The organism is Pseudomonas baetica, assembly GCF_002813455.1.
Lineage (GTDB): Bacteria > Pseudomonadota > Gammaproteobacteria > Pseudomonadales > Pseudomonadaceae > Aquipseudomonas > Aquipseudomonas baetica.
Genome location: NZ_PHHE01000001.1, coordinates 2,801,586 through 2,820,693 on the forward strand (window position 1 = coordinate 2,801,586; position 19,108 = coordinate 2,820,693).

Sequence of the window (19,108 nt, forward strand, 5' to 3'; positions counted from 1 at the left end):
ATTTGAACCATGAACGCCTACGTCTATCTGGCCATTGCCATTTGCGCCGAAGTGATAGCCACCGTTTCGATGAAAGCGGTCAAAGGCATCAGCACGCCCCTGCCGCTGATCCTGGTGATTGTCGGTTACGCGATTGCGTTCTGGATGCTGACGCTGGTGGTGCGCACGGTGCCGGTGGGTGTCGCCTACGCGGTGTGGGCCGGGATGGGTATCGTGATGGTCAGCGTCGCGGCGCTGTTCATTTACGGGCAGAAGCTGGATGTGCCGGCGATGCTCGGGATGGCCTTGATTGTGCTGGGCGTGGTCGTCATCCAGCTGTTCTCGAAAACCGCTGGCCATTAAAGCCAACCCCACTCCCTGTGGGAGCGAGCCTGCTCGCGAAGAGGGCGTGTCAGTCGACAACAATGTTGCCTGACACACCCTATTCGCGAGCAGGCTCGCTCCCCCATTGGGTTTTGTGTTTGCCCTGTTGATCATCGACAAATCCGCCTCTTTCCCGAGTCTGTATACTGCGCCCTCGTCTTGAACACTGAGGTCGCTGCATGCCATCCGTTATTTCCACCGACGTTCTGATTGTCGGCGCTGGTGTCGCCGGCCTCTGGCTGAATGCGCGTCTGCGCCGCCAGGGTTTTTCGACCGTGCTGGTGGAAAACGCCAGCCTCGGCGGCGGGCAGAGTGTGAAATCCCAAGGCATCATCCACGGCGGCGCCAAGTACGCGTTGCACGGCGCGCTGACCGGCGCCTCGGAAGCCATCGCCGACATGCCACGACGCTGGCGTGAAGCGCTGGCCGGTGATGGCGAGCTGGATCTGAGCGGCGTGCGCCTGCTGTCCGAAGCGCATTACCTGTGGTCGCCGGGCACCCTCGCCGGCAACCTCACCAGTTTCTTCGCCAGCAAAGCCGTACGTGGCCGCGTCGACCAGGTCAAGGGCGACCAATTGCCACCGGCCCTGCAAGACAAACGCTTCAAGGGCAAAGTCTATCGCCTCGCCGAACTGGTAGTAGATGTGCCGAGCCTGATCCAGCGCCTGGCCGACCTGGCGGGCGACGGCTTGCTTGCCGGGCAAACCATCGAGCCTCTGCTGGAGGCTGGCGTGCTGGTCGGCCTGAAGGTCGACGGCCGCGAGATCCGTGCCCAGCGCATCGTTCTCAGCGCCGGTGCCGGCACCGCCGACCTGCTCACCGCCCTCGGCCTGAGCCACCCGGCCATGCAACGCCGGCCACTGCACATGATCCTCGCCAAAGGCCCGGGCCTGAAACCGCTGTATGCCCACTGCCTGGGCGGCGGCACCAAACCGCGCATCACAGTGACAACTCATCCGGCAGCTGATGGCCAGTGGGTCTGGTACATGGGCGGCGACATCGCCGAAAGCGAAGGCGTGAACCGCGAGCCGGCCGAACAGATCGCCACCGCGCAAAAAGAAATCGCGCAGTTGCTGCCTTGGATCGACCTCAGCACCACGCAATGGGCGACGCTGCGCGTCGACCGTGCCGAGCCGCTGCAAACCGGTTTGACGCGCCCGGACAACGCCTTCCTCGCCGAAGAAGGGCGTTTGTTGGTCGGTTGGCCAACCAAACTGGCGCTGGCGCCAGACTTCGCTGATCGCGTGATTGCTTCGCTGCAACGCGACGGCATCCAGCCGCAAGCCAGCGAGCCTTTGCCGGCCCTGCCAAAACCGCCATTGGGCGTACCCGCCTGGGAGGAGCTGCTGCCATGACCATTGCGACCCTGCACGACTTGCACCGCCCATTGGGCAGTACCGGCCTGATGGTTTCGCCGCTAGGCCTGGGCACGGTCAAACTGGGCCGCGACCAGGGCGTGAAATACCCTAACGGCTTTCAGATTCCCGATGACGACGAAGCGCGCATGCTGCTCAGACAGGCGCGCGATCTGGGCATCAACCTGATCGACACCGCGCCGGCCTACGGTCGCAGCGAAGAGCGCCTCGGCCCGCTGCTGCGTGGTCAGCGCAATGACTGGGTGATCGTCAGCAAAGTCGGCGAAGAATTTGCCGACGGCCTGTCGCGCCACGATTTCAGCGCGGCGCACACGCGGATGTCGGTGGAACGCAGCCTGCAACGTCTGGAAACGGATTTCATCGATCTGGTGCTGGTGCACTCCGACGGCAACGACATGGCGATCCTTGAGCACGAAGCGGTCTATGCCACGCTCGCAGCGCTCAAGGCCGAAGGCAAGATTCGCGGCTTCGGCTTTTCCGGCAAAACCGTCGAAGGCGGGCTCAAGGCACTGGAGCAAGGTGACTGCGCGATGGTCACCTACAATCTGAACGAACAAAACGAGAAAGCGGTCATTGACTATGCTGCTGCCCACGGCAAAGCCATTCTGGTGAAAAAAGCCCTGGCCAGCGGTCATGTTTGCCTGAGCCCCGGCGTGGATCCGGTGCGCGCCAGCTTCGAGTTGCTGTTTGCCCAGCCTGGCGTGGCCAGTGCTATTGTCGGGACGATCAATCCGCTGCACCTCGCCCATAACGTCGCGACCGTTGCCCAGGTCCTTCGTGGTCACTGACGCCGCCCCGCGGCCTTAAGCAGGAGCCGATATGCCGCGCACGCTCATCAGAAAGAACCCGAGCAACTTCAAGACCCTGCCGCTGTTCGTCGAAGCTACGCCCGAAGGCCTGACCTATCAGAGCGTCGGCATGCCGCTGAACTTCGCGCAGACCTTGCAACGGCGTAAACCGGTCAGCGTGGCGGACGCCGAGCGCTTCTCGCTGGAACTGGCCAACCTCGGGGTCTCGGTGCGCCTGACCCTGCATTGGCAAAATCGCGATTACTGGGTGTTGGTGCGCCAGCGGCGGCAGGATCGCGGCGATGTCGTGCTCAAGCTGATTTCCGGTTACGTGCCGGCCCACGAACTGAACATCCCGCTGCACACGGCCATTCAGGAAATCGCCGAAGAGTGTTTGCTGGAAACTCCGGAAGGCTGGCTCGGCGGGCGTTTCAACGACACCTGGCTACCGGCGCCCTACGCGTCCGCGCTGCATTACCGTGAAGCCCTGCCGTTTCGCCTGACACCGCTGTCCGGCTCGGCGCGCCCGATTCGTTGCGCCAATCTGCAACTGGTTGAACGGCCGCGCGCCTACGTGCATTTGCCGACCGCCTCACTGCAATTGATCTACGACCTGCGCCTGGACGTGCCCAAGGAAGCCAAATCCTTGAGTCTGTTTCATGTCGATGAACGTCTTGAGGGCGATCAACTGGTCGCGAGACTCGACCGCAAACGTCCGGACCTTTACCTGATGCCGTTGCAGGACGGCGAGCCGCTGGCCGAGCTCTATACGCTGAAAAAAGGCCAGTTGTATCCGGCAGGCACCCGTGGCCTTTATCTGGCCGAGAGCTTCGCCAAACAGGATGGCTGGCTGGTGCGCGAGGAGCGGATTCGCTGGAAGGACTGGCTGCGCCAACAGGGTTTGACGCCGCCGGAAAAGGCCACAGGATTGGCGCGCTTGCGCGGCAAGGCCAGGCAATTGCTGAAGAAGATCGTACCGCGCAAGAAAGTCAGCTCCTGAAAAACAAAAAATCGCAGCCTGCGACAGCGCCTACAAGAATCACTATGCAGGCGCAGCCACAGGCTGCGATCTTTTTTTGCTTCAATCAGTTACCGCGGATTTTTTCCACAATCGCGGTCGTCGAGCTGTTTTCTACCAGCCCAAGCACTTTTACGGTGCCACCGTAGGCCTTGACGATGTCGGCGCCGACCACCTGGTCGATGCCGTAATCACCGCCTTTGACCAACACATCCGGTTTGACCTCGCGCAGCAGGTTCTCCGGGGTGCCCTCAGGGAAGCTGATCACCCAGTCCACCGCACCGAGACCGGCCAGTACGGCCATGCGCCGATCGACACTGTTGATCGGCCGACCCGGACCTTTCAAACGGCTGACGGAGGCATCATCGTTGATCGCCACAATCAGACGATCACCTTGGGCCCGCGCCTGCTCGAGATAGGTCACGTGTCCGGCGTGCAGGATGTCGAAGCAACCATTGGTGAAGACGATGCGCTCGTTATGCGCACGGGCATCGGCTACCGCCAGCACCAGTTGTTCGAGCCCCAGCACTCCACGCTCGGAACCTTCCTCACGCTGAATCGCGCGGCGCAGTTCCGGGGCACTGATAGCCGCCGTACCTAACTTGCCCACCACAATACCGGCAGCCAGGTTAGCCAGTGCCACTGCGTGCGGCAGTTCCTCACCGGCAGCAATCGCCGCTGCCAGGGTGGAAATCACCGTGTCGCCGGCACCGGTCACGTCGAACACTTCACGGGCACGGGCCGGCAGGTGCAGCGCCGGGTGATCCGGACGCAACAGGGTCATGCCGTGTTCGCCACGGGTTACCAGCAGCGCGCCGAGCTCGAGGTCGTGCATCAGGGTCGCGCCCTTGCTCACCAGCTCGTGCTCATCGGCGCAACCACCGACGATGGCTTCGAACTCACTGAGGTTCGGAGTGATCAGACTGGCGCCACGGTAAATCGAGAAATCCTTGCCCTTGGGATCGGCCAACACCGGAATGCCTTTGGCCCGCGCAGCCTGGATCAGCGCCTGATGATTTTTCAGCGCGCCTTTGCCGTAGTCGGACAACACCAGCACTTTGATGCCTTCAAGCAGATCGTCGACCTGCGAAGCGAGGGCCAGCGAATCGGTCGCGAACGGTTCTTCGAAGTCGATACGCAGCAGTTGCTGGTGCCGGCTCATGACCCGCAGCTTGACGATGGTCGGTTGATGCGCAATACGCTGAAACAGCGCTCGCACACCCGCGCCCTTGAGACTGTTGCTCAGGCTGTCGGCAGCTTCGTCATCACCGGTCACTCCGACCAGCGACGCCGGCGCACCCAGCGCGGCAATGTTCAAGGCAACGTTGGCGGCACCGCCGGGACGATCTTCGATTTGCTCGACCTTTACGACCGGGACCGGTGCCTCAGGGGAAATCCGTGAGGTTCCACCATGCCAGTAACGGTCGAGCATGACATCGCCGACCACCAATACTGGGGCTTGATCGAATCGCGGCATGGACAACTTCATGGAGCAACCCACATACAAAATGAACAGGGGCGCGATATTAACACAGGGTTGGCGAAGGCTTGCGCGCAGGCTGCAACAGGATGAAACAGGTGTGCTTTTTGCTCACTTCTTGAGCAGGCAGACGGCTGATCAACCGTTAGACGCAATGGCGCTCGACCCGTTTGGGCATGGCAAAAACAACGGTGGGAGCGAGTCCGCTGGCGATGGTGGTGCATTCGCCGACAGGGTTGTCGGGTCTGCAACTGCAATCGCGAGCAGTCTCGCTCCCACAGGAGGGTCAGCTATCGGTTCAGGCGATGTCTTCGGTCGGGGCATCCAGGCCCATGGCGTTGAGGCGTGCGTAGTAACCTTTCTGCGCCAGCAGCGCATCGTGAGTACCCCGCTCGACAATCCGCCCCTGATCCATGACCAGAATCAGATCGGCCTTCTCGATGGTCGACAGACGGTGCGCAATCACCAGTGTGGTGCGGCCCTTCATCACTTGATCCAGCGCCGCCTGAATGTGCCGCTCGGACTCCGTGTCGAGGGCCGAAGTGGCTTCGTCGAGAATCAGCAACGGCGCGTTCTTGAGCAGCGCCCGGGCAATCGCCAGACGCTGACGCTGACCACCGGAAAGCAATACGCCGTTTTCGCCGACCTGGGTGTCCAGGCCTTCGGGCAGCTGCGAAATGAAGTCCATGGCGTAGGCGTCACGTGCAGCTTTCTCGATGTCTTCACGCGGCGCGCCGGCCAGATCGCCATACGCGATGTTATTGGCGACCGTGTCGCTGAACAGCGTCACATGCTGGGTGACCTGAGCGATGTGGCGACGCAGGTTCAGCAGTTTGTACTGCTCGATTTCCACGCCATCGATGAGGATCTCGCCCTTGTCGTGGTGATAGAAGCGTGGAATCAGGTTGGCCAGCGTCGACTTGCCGCTGCCCGAACGCCCCACCAGGGCGACCATCTGCCCCGGTTCGACCGAGAAGCTGATGTTGTCGAGTACCTGACGCTCGGTGTCCGGATAGGTGAAGCTCAGGTTGCGCACGTCCAGACGACCGCTGACCGAATCGCGCTCGACCGTACCGGTATCGACTTCCGGCGTGACGTCCAGTTGTTCGAAGATGCTTTCAGCACCAGCGACACCTTTCTGGATGGTCGAGCTGACCTCGGACAACTGGCGGATCGGCTTGGGCAACAGACCCGCCAGGGTGATGTAGGCGACCATGTCACCGGCCGAGGCATCACCCCGCAGGTAAAGCACCAGGAACATCAACACCGCCATGGCGCTGTAGATCACCAGTTGCAGCATCGGCGTATAGATCGCACCGGTACGGGTCATGCGCAGTTGTTTGTCGGTGTTGCTCTGACTGGCCTTGAGGAAGCGTTTCTCTTCATAGACCTCGCCGCCGAAGCTGCGAACCACGCGATAACCCTGAATGGTTTCCGAAGCAACGTGGGTGACGTCGCCCATGGCCAGCTGGATCTTCTTGCTCTGTTTGCGGAATTTCTTGCTTGCAGTGCGTACCATCACGGCGATCAGCGGCAGAATCGCAACCATCACCAGCGTCAGCTTCCAGTTCATGTACAGCAGGGAGGCGAACAGGAAGATCACCGTCATGCCTTCACGGATAACGACCTTGATCGCATCGGTTGCCGCCCCCGTGACCATGGTCACGTTGAAGGTGATACGCGAAATCAGGTGACCGGAGTTATGCTTGTCGAAGTAACGGTTGGGCAAAACCAGCAGGTTGTTGAACAACTGCACACGCAGGTCATGAACCAGGCCGAGAGAAACCTTGGCCAGAAAATAGTTACCCAGATAAGATCCCAGTCCCTGCCACGCGGCGATCAGGATGATCAGCAACGGCACTGCCTGCAATAATTGCAGGTCACGCAGGTAGGGGACGGTTGGAAACAGCACTGCTTCGGGGTTCGAAAGGCCATCGACAAAGTACTTGAGGATGTAACCGAGCATCGGCTGGGTCGAAGCAAAAATCAGAAAACCGACGATGCTGATCAGGAACAGACTGATGTACGGCCGGACGTAGCCGAGCAGGCGGAAGTAGATTTTCAAGCTCGAAGGGCTTGCGGCGGGACTGGAATCGGTCATATCACGCGAAAGTCGATAAAAAGGACGCTGACTTTAGCACAGCTTCTTCAGGGTTCTGGCAATCGGCGAAAGGCTGTTATTGTTATGCAGGGTTTCAGCATCAAATAGCCATCATCCGAATGGTTGATCAACTTCAGGATTGAATCTCACAGCATGCAACTTCGCGGCTTCAACAGTACGTCCAATCGAGTTTTCGATTTCATCTGCCTGTGGATTCTTCCCGCAGGCTATCTCTTGCTCTTGTGTGCGCTGTTCTTTTTGCCGGGCCGAAGTCTGCACCACAAACTTTTTTACGGGCTGTTCAGCATTCCGACATTGATCGCCCTGTGTCTGCGGCCGCGCGAGCTCAAGGAGCTGCTGCGCGAGCCAATCTTTATCGCGCTTTTAATGTTCGTCGCCTGGGCACTGCTCAGCCTTTGCTGGAGCCCGGGCGATGAGCCGATCGGCGGGATGTTCAAGCCGCCACTGCATACCGTGCTCTTGTTTGCAGGCAGCTACCTGTTGGTGCGTTATCGCAACGATATCCTGCAACCCTTGCTATTTACCGCCGCGCTGGTCGCCCTGATTGCCACAACGTTCTTTTTGTTCAAGTTCGCCCAGGTTTACCAGCCAGGGATGCGCCTGATCGGCGGCGGTGCTTTTGACAACCCGCTTCTGAGTTCGCACCTGTTCGGTTTCTTCAGCGCGTACTGGCTAGCCGTGACCATGACCTGTAAACGCCGCCAGATGATGTGGCTGAGCGTGCCAGCCATGGCGATCATGTTCATGGCCGTGATCGGCACGGGATCCAGGACCCCCCTGGTGGCACTGACCATGGCCGCTGTCTGGCTCTGCTTCATTTGCTGGAACCGCCGTTCACTGGGGCTGTTGATTGCATTGGCCATCAGCGGTGCGACAGTCCTCAGCCTGTTTGCGCAAATGATCATCGAGCGTGGCGACTCCTACCGTCTGGAAATCTGGCAGCAGGTGCTGCAAAAGATTGCCGACCATCCGTGGGTCGGACATGGCTTCAGCGCCACGCTGTCGGTCGACCCCGGTGTGGGTTACAGCTTCCAGGAGCCCCACAGCTTCGCGCTGGGCGTTCTGTATTACGTCGGGATCTTCGGCCTGCTGCCGTGGCTGTTTTTCCTGCTCTGGGGCTTGTTGAGCAGTTGGCGCCAACGGGTCCAGCCGCTGTTGATCATCGCCTCGAGCTTGCTGGTGTTCGGCATTGGCGCGGGGCTGACCGAAGGTGGCGGGATCATTTCGCGGCCCAAGGAGCACTGGTTCCTGCTGTGGATTCCACTGGCACTGATCGCGGCCGTCAGCATCAATCAGCGCGCTCGCCGCTTGTTGACCCTGCCGGTGCAGAAGCTTTCGGCCACAGGCCTGGAGCAATTGAGCAGCGCGGCACAGATCATCGAAGAAGATGGCCTCGGCCCGAAAGTCCTGCGCCTGGCCGATGGCAGCTTCCTGAAGCTGTTCCGCCGTCGGCGCTGGTACACTTCCGGCAGCTTCAACCCCTACTCCGAGCGCTTCGCGGTCAACAGTGAACAACTGCGGCAGATGGACATTCCTACCCCGCAAGTGTTGCACCTGTATCGCCTCGATGATGGCAGCAGCGCCGTGCATTACGCTCCGCTACCCGGTCACACGCTGCGCCAGGTGCTGCAAAGCATCACCGCCCCGGCCGTGCGTCAGGCGCTGGTGGAGCGCTTCGGCAAATTCATGGCGCAATTGCATGAAAAAGGGGTGTACTTCCGTTCGCTGCACTTGGGCAACGTGCTGGTGCTGGAAGATGGTGAGTTCGGGCTGATTGATCTGGCGGATTTGCGCATCTACCCGAGCGCACTGAGTCATTCGCTGCGTCAGCGCAATTTGCGCCATATGCAACGTTACACCGTCGACAAGCGCTGGCTGTTCGAGGATCACCTCGATGCGCTGCTTCAGGGATACGCCATGACGGCGTCACCCTCCGCTGTGGATAATCTGCACAGGCAAGTGCTGGCCGGAAACCTGACGGCCCGAGTTCATTAATGACCGAAACCGATCCGTTCATCGCGCTGGCAGCTTATCTGCTGGCCATCGTATCCGCCGCCCTGTTAGTGCGCGCGGTTCCGAAAATCAGCCGACATCTGCAGCATTCCGGTGAAAGTCGCTATGCCAGCATCGATGGCCTGCGCGGTTATCTGGCGTTTGGTGTATTCGTACACCACGCGATCATTACCTGGATCTTTCTGCGCACCGGGGTCTTCGCGTTTCCACCGAGCAATTTTTACTCGATGCTCGGCCAGGGCTGCGTCGCACTGTTCTTCATGATCACCGGGTTTCTGTTCTGGAACCGCCTGCTGACCCAGGGCCGCCAGCACGACTGGCTGGCGTTCGGGATTTCGCGACTGTTTCGGCTGTACCCACTCTACCTGCCCCTGATGTTGATCGTGTTCGTGACCGTGTTCCATCTACAGCAGTGGGAACTGAAAGAGCCGGTCACAGAGCTGCTCAAACAGATCCTCGCCTGGCTGACGTTCGATCGGCCCGACATCAATCAATATCACCAGACCGGCATGTTGATTTCCAACGTCACCTGGACCCTGGCCTACGAAGTGTTCTTCTATCTGGCGCTGCCACTGGCGGCGCTGGTGTTCATTTACCGCGGCAGCTGGCTGCAAGTGGTGCTGTGCCTGATTGGCATTTACGCGCTGTATCAGTTGGTCGGCTGGGAACACTCGCTGAAGAAACATTTCCTCGCCAGCTTCCTCGGAGGGATCGCCGCCGCATACTGGATTAGGCGGCCCGCCCTGCTAGCGTGGAGCCAGTCACGTCTGGCCAGCTTCATCGCCCTGCTCGCCCTGGTGATCGCGTTCACCGCCTTCAATCGAGCCTTCAAGATGGCGCCGCTCATGCTGCTGTCGGTGTTCTTCGTGATCGTGGCTTCGGGCAACAACCTGTTCGGTGTTTTGAAACCACGCAGCATCCGCTGGCTGGGCGAGATCAGCTACAGCACTTACCTGCTGCATGGTTTCGTGCTGTGGCTGATGGTGCAGCGTCTGCCGCTGATTGTGCATGTGGATGCACGGGAAACCTGGGTGTATCTGCCGTTGCTGGCGATCTGCACCTGCTTGCTGATTCTGATCAGCAGCGCGACCTTCCTCTACATCGAATTGCCGGGCATGGCCGCCGGCAGGAAGCTTCTGAACTGGTTGCGCCAGCGCCAGAAGGGCGACAAGCGCCTGTCGGAGAAAGTCGCTCGCTGAAAGCGAGCGAGCGCTGCCTCAGTCCTTTTCCAGCGGCGAAAAAAGTAGCCGCCCCAGACCGCGCCAGGTCTTTTTGTTCCATGCCTTGAACGGGATCTGCGCCAGCAGTTCCCGAGCCAGCTTGCGATCACGGTTGGCGGTTTTGAGGAACATCGAATTCAGCGACTTGTAGCGCACTTCGTCGTACAGCGGATGGTCGCTGAACTGCGCGTAGGTGCGCAGGATGTTCTCGATCATGAAGCGATGATTCTTGTACGAGTTGGTGGCGTGCTTGCGGTAGCGCGCCATCACCACATTCAGGCCATCAATGAAGTAACCGGCACGGGTCACCTTCAGCTCGATATAAAGGTCTTCCAGCCGGATCGTCGGATCGAATCCGCCAACCTTGTCCAGTGCTTCACGACGGATCATCAGGGTTGGCGCCGGTGGATACGGCTTGCGCTCCAGAAACATGTCATCGAAATCCAGGCGACGGAACGGTACATCGCGGCGCTGACGCTTCTCCGGGTAGAGGCTGCCGTCGGCGTGCATCAACTCGATGTTGCCGGCGCAGATGCCGACCTCCGGCTTGCCATCCATGTAGGCGACCTGAGTAGCGATACGCTCCGGGCACATGATGTCGTCGGAGCCGAACGGCACAATCAGGCTGCCTTTCGAGCGGGCGATGGCACCGTTCAGCGTATTGGTCAGGCCCTGATTCTGCTGCACGCGAAAATCGAAACCGTGCTGAGCCTGTAACGCCTTGATGCGCTCGGCACTGTCATCCTGCGAACCGTCATCGACCACCAGCAACTCGATGTTTTTGTAGCTCTGGTTGAGGACGCTGAGGATACTTTCCTCAATGTACGGGCCATGGTTGTACGAGGCGATGATGACGGTGACGATGGGTTGCATCGCGCTCATGGCTTTTTCTTCGCTCACGGCTGCTCCTTGCGGGCCTGTTCCAGGCCGGAGTCGATCAGGTCCAGGTACTCCTGACGGAACACCTCGATATCATGTTGTTCCTGCAGATAGCGGTAGGCTTGCTCGCCCTTGGCCTTGAGCTCGTCGTCCGACAGCGCCAGATAGTTATCCAGTGCCGCTACCAGACTCGGCACGTCCTTGGGGGTGATTGCCAGACCGCCAGCCCCTTCGATCAGCGGCAGCATCGCCGGCACGTTCGAGGCGATTACCGGCAGGTGTCCGCTCATGCCTTCGAGCAAGGCCAGGCCGAGGCCTTCGGCCAGCGACGGCATGGTCCAGATATCAAAGGCACGCACGTACTGCAGAGCGTTTTCCTTGAAACCCAACAGGTGCGCACGACCGCTCAGGCCTGATTGCTCGATCTCGGCCGCCAGCGGCGCCTGCAAGCGACCGGCACCGATAATTGCCAGTTGAGTGTTCGGGTATTTGTCTTTCAGCGCGGCAAAGGCCTGGAGCAAATAGGTGTGGCCCTTGACCGAGACCAGTCGCCCCAGCGCGCCAATCAAACGCACATTCGGCTCAATGCCCAATAGCTCGCGGGCTTTTTCGCGGCTGTGCTGCAAGCCTTCGGCCTGCTCGATGTCGATCGCATTGGTGATGGCGTAGGTGTTCTGCTCGGTAAAGCCGCAATCACAGTCCAGCAGATACTGTTTGACCGCCGGCGACACGCCGACGAAACGCCAGTGCCGATCGATCAGGCGCTGGGTCTGACGGCGCCGGTAGAAACGATCGTACTCGCCAAAGCCGTGGGAGATGCCAATACACAGCGGCACCTTCAACCAGCGGTTGAGGGTAAGCATCATGTTCACCGGCTTGAAGCGGTTGCAGATCACCACGTCGAATTTTTCCCGACGGCAGAACTTGTACAACTGCCACATCGCTCGCAGGCGCATGCCCTTGAGCGACTTGTCGGAAAATTCGAAATACACCGAACGGTCGGCGCGACTCACCGGCTCGCCGGGTCCTGGCTTGCCCCGCAGAAACGCTGCGGTCACTTCATAGCGATCCGATGGCAGCGCCTTGACGATCTGCTCGGCCAGGTCGGCGAAATCATTGGCTTTGACGTTGTAGTCAGGTTGCAGCTGCAGAACCTTTGACCGTTGACTCATAACTCTCCCCGGTGGACGCCAGCCTCACCTTGCTTCAGTAACCAGAGCAATTCCTGGCGTCTGACCGCTTTTCGAAAAAACTCGTTTTCGCCATACATCGACGGTGCCCGATCGGCGAGCAGACGCTGGATCAGTCGACGCAAACGGCGCTTGAACGGTACAGGTGGCTGCAGGTCATGCATCATGCCCAGCGCCATGGCTTTGTCGCGTTGCAGCTCGATGGACAACGGCAGGCACAGCGGCTGCATCGGCACCGTCGCATCGAAGGCCGGAGGCAGCGCGATGCCTTGGCCGACGTTACCCATCGGCCAGCGATCGTTGTCATGCAAGTGATTGGCATAACCGAGCAACGTCGGCTGCCAGTCGAGCCCGCTCAAGGCCTGCAGTACAGCTTGCTGAGCGCAGATATGATCGGGATGCGGATCAAGTGTCGGGTGTGGCAACACGATCACGTCCGGACGGGCGCGCAGCAGCACTTCACGCAGATCGGCCAGCAGATTGTTCCAGGTCGGTGCGCCGTCGGCATCGCCCGGCAGAGTGAACGGATTCAACTGACGAAATAGTCGCGTGTCGTTCAGGTCAGCTTCCCGCGAACCCACCGCCTGATTCGGCGCAGCCTGCATAGCTGCCAGTTGCAGGCAGAAATAACCGAGCTGCACACAGTGTTCCTGCGGCACGCCGGCCCATCGCGGCACGGCAAGGCTGTCCCAGGCACGCAGACGGCCCTTGAGCCGCGCCGCCTCGACTTTGTTCATGCCCATCTGTTGATAGTGTTCGGCTTCGATTTCGCCAGCGGTCAGGGTGACAATCCAGGCGTTATCGGCCTGACTGTACAAGCCATAGGCGGCCAGTTCGGCATCGTCGGCGTGCGGTGCAATCACCATCACGCGCTGACGGCGATAGTCCGGTTGCTCCAGCGCCCACAGCACCGGCTCACCGGCCACCCGGCAGAACCGCCCGCGCAGACACAACTGGCCTTGCGACAAGGCTTGCGCCTGACCGCTGAGGTTCAGGTAACGCAGGCCATTGACGCCGCGCTCGAAGGTTTGCGCATCAGGATTTGTCCCACCGACCAGCTCGACGCGCGGATCGAAAAAGCGCCCCAGCCAAGTGCTTTTGACGCGCACCGCCAGTATCAGCGTGGCCTCGTCCAGCAGCATAACGCCCTCGTCCAGACGTAACTGTTCGCCACTGAGATGCACTTTCGGCTGCGGGGTGTACGGAGGGAAGCTGTATTGGTAATCGTCTTTTGGCGAGTAGAACAAGTGATCGGCAAACCACGCTTCGTGGGCGATCCAGCCGACCACGGCGAGTATCAGCGGCAACCACCACGCGACCAGCACGCCGAGCGCAATCAGCACAATCAGGGCGATCAGCAAGGTGATGCGTTTATTGCGACGATGACGCTTGAGCAGTTGCTGTTTGCGGCTCATGGGCTGACTCATACGGTGAACACCGGCACAGGATTGCACCAGCGATCCTTGTATTCACGGTCGGCACGACCAAAGGAGAAACGCAGCGGCTTGTCCAGCGCCCGCGCGTGTTCCCAGGCGCCCTGTGTATTGAGAAAGCTCAGTACGCTGCCGGGGCTGAATTCACGGGTTTCAGGGTCGACGCCGCCGTTGATGTACTCGACGCTGATCCACTCGGGGGCTTCGACGCGGTACACCAGTTGAATGGCAATGGGCGCATCGTTGAGGAAGATCACCGAACCGATCAGCAATTCCCGCAGCAGCTCGATCACCTCGGCCATGCGTGCCGCGCCGGTAGCCGGAAAACCCCAGCGGCGCTGGAACAGATCACAGTAGATCGCGGCCAGCTCAGCGCTGGAAAACTCGCCCACCGGCCGCACCATACCGCCCGCCTCTTCCAGCAGGCGCAGTTCGCGGCGCTGGTTGTAGCGAAACTTCTTCGACAGCTCTTCCGGGGTACGGGCCATGGCCAGTTGTTCGGTCTGCAACTTCATGCCGCTGAAGCGGCTTTCGTTGAGAGCCGACAAGTAGCGCCCGCGATGACGCAATGGCGCTTTAGCGTCCGCGGCGGCCGGCAGAACCAGCTCGGCGTTGCCGAGGTCGAACAGGCCTTTTTTGCCGTGGCGCTTGAGCACATCCTTGGACAGTGCCAGATCGCGGCCCCATGTCGGGATCGCGGCTTTGACTTCGCCGCCCTGCTCCCACGCCAGATAACGGACCGGGATGCCGGCTAGCGCGGCCAGACGTTCGACCACCAGTGGATGGGTCGCGACGCTGCCGCCAAAACGCTGCCAGGCGGTTGCATAGGTGGAGGCGTCGACGGGCGACCAGCCACGTTCGCGCCAGCCTTGAAATCGGTTGAGCATCAGCCCCTCGGTGCCAGATCGGTAACTTGCGGCAGACGCCAGAAGGTGTCGCGCACCGCACGGTCGGAGAAACGCTCACGCAGGCGATCAAGCATCAGCTCGGCACATTGCAGGCGCTGCTGATCATCCATACCCGCCAAATGTTGCAGGCCTTGCGCAAGGTGTTCGGCATCGCCCAGCGGAAACAGAATGCCCACGCCTTCGACCACTTCCTTGGCCCCGCCGCACGCGGTGGCCAGCAAAGGCACGCCAGCGGCCATGGCCTCCAGCAGCACCATGCCGAACGGTTCGTGATCAGAGCTCAGGGCAAACACATCGAAGGCGCGGAAGTAATTACGCGCGTCCGGCACCTGTCCGAGAAACAGCACCCGGTCACCGATACCCAGCTCGCGAGCCAGCTCCTTTAGATCCTGCTCCAGCCGGCCCTTGCCGAGGATCACTAGCTGGCTATTAGCGGGCAAACCCGGCAATGCCGCGGCAAAACCTTGCAGCAGAGTGGCCTGATCCTTGTCCGGGTGCAGCCGCCCGACGTTGCCGACAATCCACGCATCCGCCGCCAGACCGAGAGTCTCGCGGGCTTCACGGGCCGACACCTGATTGAATTGCAGCGCAGCCACGTCAATACGGTTGTAAAGGGTCTGGATGCGCGTGGTCGGCCACTTCGGCAGGCAACGACGCATGTCGTCGCGCACGGCATCAGAGACGCCAAGCAGACTAAGGCGCTTGCGGAAAATATGTGCGAACAGCTTGCGCGTGCCGCGTTTGTAATCGTCAAACGCGTGATGCACGCCAATCACCGGCAGCGAAGTGCCGAGCAAGGCGATATAGATCGGCTTGAAGCGATGGGCGATGCAGAAACTGAAATTACGTGAAGCGGCGATCTTGCGCAGATCGCCGATGGCGCCCAGCTTCAGGCCACGAATGGCCTTGGAGCTGTATTCCATGAACAACACTTCATCGGAAGCACACGCGGCGGCTACCTCGCTGTCGGCGGCCCCGGTCAAAAAGACCGTGGTCACCCGATAACCGGTACCCGCGAACAGGCTGGCGTATTGCCGTGCGCAGTCGAGGAACGGCCCGTCATAGCCGTGACAGAACTGCAACACATGGCGTTCAGCCGAGCGAGTCATAAGCGTTTGCGCCCTCTTTGACCACCAGAATGTCTTCCATGATCAGGTACTGCAGATCAGAGCCGAAGAACATGTTCAGGGCGTCGGTCGGCGAGCAGATCATCGGTTCACCGCGACGGTTCAGCGAGGTGTTCAGCGACACGCCGTTGCCGGTGAGGTTTTCCAGGGCCTTCATCATGTCGTAGTAGCGCGGGTTGTATTCGCGCTTGAGCACCTGGGCACGGGAAGTGCCATCTTCGTGGACGACTTCCGGCACGCGGGTCTTCCACTCTTCAGCCACTTCGAAGGTGAAGGTCATGAACGGCGCCGGGTGATCGATCTTGATCATCTGTGGCGCAACGGTGTCGAGCATCGACGGGCAGAAAGGCCTCCAGCGCTCGCGGAACTTGATCTGGTGGTTGATGCGGTCAGCTACACCGGCCACGCTTGGGCAACCAATGATCGAACGCCCGCCCAGTGCACGCGGACCGAACTCCATGCGCCCCTGGAACCAGGCCACCGGGTTGCCATCGACCATGATTTTGGCGATCTGCTCGGGCATGTTGTCGAGCTTGCGCCAGGTCGGTTTGTTCTCGTGACGGGCGCACGCGGCGATCACATCTTCGTTGCTGTAGGACGGGCCGAGGTAGACGTGTTCCATCTTCTCGACCGGCACGCCACGGGCGTGGGACACATAGGCTGCGGCGCCAACCGCGGTGCCGGCATCGCCGGAAGCAGGCTGTACGAACAGTTCCTTGATGTCATCGCGGGCGATGATTTTCTGGTTGAGCTTGACGTTCAACGCACAGCCACCGGCGAAAGCCAGCTTGCCGGTTTCCTTGAGCACATCGCCCAGGTAGTAGTCGATCATCTGCAACGCCAGTTTCTCGAACAGCGCCTGCATGCTCGCGGCGTAGTGGATGTACGGCTCGTCAGCGATGTCGCCTTCGCGCTTCGGACCCAGCCACTCGATCAGCTTCGGCGAGAAGTAGAAGCCTTTGCCCTTCTCTTTGTAGCGACGCAGGCCGATCACGTTGGCGTAGTCGGTATTGATCACCAGCTCGCCGTTCTCGAACGAGGCCAGACGCGAGAAATCGTATTTGCTGGCGTCGCCGTAAGGCGCCATGCCCATGACCTTGAACTCGCCGTCGAGCATCTCGAAACCAAGGAACTCGGTAATCGCGCCATACAGGCCGCCGAGAGAATCCGGATCGAAGAATTCCTTGATCTTGTGGATCTTGCCGTTCTCGCCATAACCAAAGAAGGTCGTGGCGTATTCGCCCTTGCCATCGATGCCGAGAATCGCGGTTTTCTCTTTGAAACCCGAGCAGTGGTAGGCGCTGGAGGCGTGAGCCAAGTGGTGTTCGACCGGCTCGATCTTGATCTTCTTCGGATCGAAACCCAGTTGCTCCAGGCACCAGACGATCTTGTTGCGATAGCGCTTGTAGCGACGGTTGCCCATCAGGATCGCATCGAGTGCGCGGTCCGGGGCGTACCAGTAGCGCTTGGCGTAGTGCCAGCGGGCCTTGCCGAACAGGCTGATCGGGGCGAACGGAATCGCCACCACGTCAACGTCGGACGGCTTGATGCCAGCCTGTTCGAGGCAGAACTTCGCCGATTCGTAGGGCATGCGGTTCTTTGCATGCTTATCGCGGACGAAGCGCTCTTCTTCAGCCGCCGCCACCAGCTTGCCGTCGATGTACAACGCGGCTGAAGGGTCATGGCTAAGGGCGCCGGACAGGCCAAGAATCGTCAATGCCACAGGGGTCTAGCCTCTTTAGTCTGCATGCAGGCGCGATGCGCCTTGAAAATTGATGTGCCCTCGCACCGGGCGAGAGACAGCTAAAGGGCGGGATTATAGCGTAAAAGCGCCGACAAGCCTCTAGCGGAACTGGCGGGCCTTCGCGTTGACACTCCCGAGCCTCCCAACATAGACTCCCGTGCAAATGGACTGGGGGATCCCGGTCGGCGCTAATGCCTCGGTGAGATCACCGGGGCTTTTCGCTTTCTGGGGGAGGGAAAACCTTCAACCCCCAATTCTCGAAACCTTCTCCAGCGTTGTTCCGCCGCCCACCGCTGCAGTAGAACTTGCGCTTGAGCACATCGAACGCGCGATTTTCCTGACCGGCCCTCAAAAATGGATCTCGCAACAAGATCAGCCAGCTGCAATCCGGTCGAGTTCACTTGTTTTGTCGCGAAGACGATGTCAAATGGCAGTCGAATTCCCAATCGATTTGCACCACCGCACACTCTGCGGAATTCCAGCTCAAGCTCGTTATCTTCGCGCTTGCCTCGCCGCTCGAAAATCACATGCGTTAATGCTTTTTGTTGATGCTTTTCCTGCAAAAACTCATGCAGCGTTTCCAGACAGAAGCCGAGAGCCAGGTGATAGGGGTTGTCAGCAGATGCCTGCTTTTCACGCAGCAAGGCCTTGTCGATGACGCAGCTGATCAGGACGAAATTGCTGGCCTCGATAATGCCGGTCAACTCGTCAGGAAAGGCCTGCTTGTGTGCTCTTGAAGTGAATAGACTGGAGAATGCTCCTTTTTCTTTTCGGATCTCGAGCTCATGCAGCCCGATCAGATCGTGCCCCATATGGTTGAACTTGAATTTCTGGACGGCCGGATACAAGAGCACCGCCGCTTCAACAATCGCTCGCGACTCGCTCTGACTTTCAAACAAAGAAAACTGCAAAACAATTACCCGCGATCCGATCGCCAATAGATACCGATATTGCCATCCACGAGCTGTTGATAAATCGTGTAGGGCAGCGCCACGGTGTCGAACATACCGGACAACGGCAGGTCCAGCAGCACGAACGGCACCAGAAACCCCGTTGGGTCGGGTGGCGCGTTCAGGACGCAGAAGTCGTAGGCCAAACCACTGTAGATCCGCGGAATGGATTGGCAGTAGGTTTTTTGTTTGCGCAGATCGCGGGCGGCGTCAGCGTCGTCCTGCAACAGGGTCAATACGCTGCCGCAACCTGATAAAACCCAGGAAAAAACGCCCAGCGTCACAGCCTTTTTAATCGTCAAGAGGTGCCCTCCGAAGTGGTCAGGGCAAACTAGCATCGGGGCTGGAGCGGGCACAGTTCATGGCTTCTGTAGAAGCTGTAGGAGAAGTCAGTGGAGTTTGTCCACCGTTTCTCCCGGAGGGATGTGCAGTGTTTGAGCGGGCCTCATTGCCAGCAGACTGGCTCCTACAGGGGAATGCATTTCCAATGTGGGAGT

16 protein-coding genes are annotated in these 19,108 nt (G+C 59.9%); 6 read left to right on the top strand and 10 right to left on the bottom strand.

Going from position 1 to position 19,108, the window contains the following annotated elements; genetic code table 11:
* The first annotated feature begins 9 nt into the window (after positions 1-9).
* The 4 genes from ATI02_RS12715 (at position 10) to ATI02_RS12730 (ending at position 3,527) form a co-directional block, all read left to right on the top strand.
* Complete coding sequence (locus ATI02_RS12715; protein WP_100846445.1) at positions 10-342, top strand: DMT family transporter; 333 nt, start codon at positions 10-12, stop codon at positions 340-342.
* Positions 343-542: 200 nt separating this feature from the next.
* Complete coding sequence (locus ATI02_RS12720; RefSeq protein WP_095187364.1) at positions 543-1,718, top strand: NAD(P)/FAD-dependent oxidoreductase; 1,176 nt, start codon at positions 543-545, stop codon at positions 1,716-1,718.
* Entirely contained in the window at positions 1,715-2,527 is an 813-nt protein-coding gene (locus ATI02_RS12725) for an aldo/keto reductase (RefSeq protein ID WP_100846446.1), read from the top strand. Before ATI02_RS12720 ends, ATI02_RS12725 begins: the two co-directional genes overlap by 4 nt.
* Before the next feature lie 31 nt (positions 2,528-2,558).
* Entirely contained in the window at positions 2,559-3,527 is a 969-nt protein-coding gene (locus ATI02_RS12730; RefSeq protein ID WP_095187366.1) for a metal ABC transporter ATPase, read from the top strand.
* 85 nt (positions 3,528-3,612) lie between these two features.
* Here the strand turns inward: ATI02_RS12730 and hldE are convergent, their stop codons facing one another.
* Positions 3,613-5,034 (bottom strand): bifunctional D-glycero-beta-D-manno-heptose-7-phosphate kinase/D-glycero-beta-D-manno-heptose 1-phosphate adenylyltransferase HldE, encoded by a 1,422-nt coding sequence (gene hldE, locus ATI02_RS12735; protein ID WP_095187367.1) that lies wholly within the window; start codon positions 5,032-5,034, stop codon positions 3,613-3,615.
* Positions 5,035-5,323: 289 nt separating this feature from the next.
* Positions 5,324-7,126 carry a lipid A export permease/ATP-binding protein MsbA gene (msbA, locus tag ATI02_RS12740; protein ID WP_095187368.1) on the bottom strand — a complete coding sequence of 601 codons (1,803 nt, stop codon included), beginning with the start codon at positions 7,124-7,126 and terminating at the stop codon, positions 5,324-5,326.
* A 153-nt stretch (positions 7,127-7,279) separates the two neighbouring features.
* Here msbA and ATI02_RS12745 point away from each other — a divergent pair, with 153 nt between their 5' ends.
* Entirely contained in the window at positions 7,280-9,142 is a 1,863-nt protein-coding gene (locus ATI02_RS12745; RefSeq protein ID WP_100846447.1) for a bifunctional O-antigen ligase/aminoglycoside phosphotransferase family protein, read from the top strand.
* Positions 9,142-10,359, top strand: a complete 1,218-nt coding sequence (locus ATI02_RS12750; RefSeq protein ID WP_095187370.1) for an acyltransferase family protein — start codon at positions 9,142-9,144, stop codon at positions 10,357-10,359. The genes ATI02_RS12745 and ATI02_RS12750 overlap by 1 nt, the downstream gene beginning before the upstream one ends.
* 18 nt (positions 10,360-10,377) lie before the next feature.
* On the opposite strand, the gene ATI02_RS12755 is transcribed toward ATI02_RS12750, so the two are convergent.
* The 8 genes from ATI02_RS12755 to ATI02_RS12790 form a co-directional block, all read right to left on the bottom strand.
* Positions 10,378-11,262: a glycosyltransferase gene (locus ATI02_RS12755; protein ID WP_095187480.1), complete on the bottom strand. Its 885-nt coding sequence runs from the start codon at positions 11,260-11,262 to the stop codon at positions 10,378-10,380.
* Between the two features lie 14 nt (positions 11,263-11,276).
* Positions 11,277-12,431 (bottom strand): glycosyltransferase family 4 protein, encoded by a 1,155-nt coding sequence (locus ATI02_RS12760; protein ID WP_095187371.1) that lies wholly within the window; start codon positions 12,429-12,431, stop codon positions 11,277-11,279.
* Positions 12,428-13,864, bottom strand: coding sequence for a PIG-L deacetylase family protein (locus ATI02_RS12765; protein WP_100846448.1), 1,437 nt, complete (start codon positions 13,862-13,864; stop codon positions 12,428-12,430). The genes ATI02_RS12760 and ATI02_RS12765 overlap by 4 nt, the downstream gene beginning before the upstream one ends.
* 8 nt (positions 13,865-13,872) lie before the next feature.
* On the bottom strand, positions 13,873-14,769 hold the full coding sequence (locus tag ATI02_RS12770) for an antimicrobial resistance protein Mig-14 (protein WP_100846449.1): 897 nt from the start codon (positions 14,767-14,769) through the stop codon (positions 13,873-13,875).
* Entirely contained in the window at positions 14,769-15,899 is a 1,131-nt protein-coding gene (locus ATI02_RS12775; RefSeq protein WP_095187373.1) for a glycosyltransferase, read from the bottom strand. The genes ATI02_RS12770 and ATI02_RS12775 overlap by 1 nt, the downstream gene beginning before the upstream one ends.
* The gene (locus ATI02_RS12780; RefSeq protein ID WP_007967355.1) at positions 15,883-17,640 is read right to left on the bottom strand and encodes a carbamoyltransferase family protein; all 1,758 of its coding nucleotides are present in this window, start codon (positions 17,638-17,640) and stop codon (positions 15,883-15,885) included. Before ATI02_RS12780 ends, ATI02_RS12775 begins: the two co-directional genes overlap by 17 nt.
* A gap of 209 nt (positions 17,641-17,849) precedes the next feature.
* A complete protein-coding gene (locus ATI02_RS12785; RefSeq protein WP_420875206.1) occupies positions 17,850-18,572 on the bottom strand; it encodes a DUF3800 domain-containing protein in 723 nt (240 codons plus the stop codon).
* Between the two features lie 5 nt (positions 18,573-18,577).
* Positions 18,578-18,913, bottom strand: coding sequence for a YceK/YidQ family lipoprotein (locus ATI02_RS12790; protein ID WP_100846450.1), 336 nt, complete (start codon positions 18,911-18,913; stop codon positions 18,578-18,580).
* Between the last annotated feature and the right edge of the window lie 195 nt (positions 18,914-19,108).

Bases quoted from the DNA above. Each gene is read 5' to 3' on its own strand.
- ATI02_RS12755 (WP_095187480.1), bottom strand. From the start codon at position 11,262: ATGAGCGCGATGCAACCCATCGTCACCGTCATCATCGCCTCGTACAAC.
- ATI02_RS12720 (WP_095187364.1), top strand. From the start codon at position 543: ATGCCATCCGTTATTTCCACCGACGTTCTGATTGTCGGCGCTGGTGTC.
- ATI02_RS12715 (WP_100846445.1), top strand. From the start codon at position 10: ATGAACGCCTACGTCTATCTGGCCATTGCCATTTGCGCCGAAGTGATA.
- ATI02_RS12725 (WP_100846446.1), top strand. From the start codon at position 1,715: ATGACCATTGCGACCCTGCACGACTTGCACCGCCCATTGGGCAGTACC.
- ATI02_RS12750 (WP_095187370.1), top strand. From the start codon at position 9,142: ATGACCGAAACCGATCCGTTCATCGCGCTGGCAGCTTATCTGCTGGCC.
- hldE (WP_095187367.1), bottom strand. From the start codon at position 5,034: ATGAAGTTGTCCATGCCGCGATTCGATCAAGCCCCAGTATTGGTGGTC.
- ATI02_RS12765 (WP_100846448.1), bottom strand. From the start codon at position 13,864: ATGAGCCGCAAACAGCAACTGCTCAAGCGTCATCGTCGCAATAAACGC.
- ATI02_RS12760 (WP_095187371.1), bottom strand. From the start codon at position 12,431: ATGAGTCAACGGTCAAAGGTTCTGCAGCTGCAACCTGACTACAACGTC.
- msbA (WP_095187368.1), bottom strand. From the start codon at position 7,126: ATGACCGATTCCAGTCCCGCCGCAAGCCCTTCGAGCTTGAAAATCTAC.
- ATI02_RS12745 (WP_100846447.1), top strand. From the start codon at position 7,280: ATGCAACTTCGCGGCTTCAACAGTACGTCCAATCGAGTTTTCGATTTC.
- ATI02_RS12775 (WP_095187373.1), bottom strand. From the start codon at position 15,899: ATGACTCGCTCGGCTGAACGCCATGTGTTGCAGTTCTGTCACGGCTAT.
- ATI02_RS12730 (WP_095187366.1), top strand. From the start codon at position 2,559: ATGCCGCGCACGCTCATCAGAAAGAACCCGAGCAACTTCAAGACCCTG.
- ATI02_RS12770 (WP_100846449.1), bottom strand. From the start codon at position 14,769: ATGCTCAACCGATTTCAAGGCTGGCGCGAACGTGGCTGGTCGCCCGTC.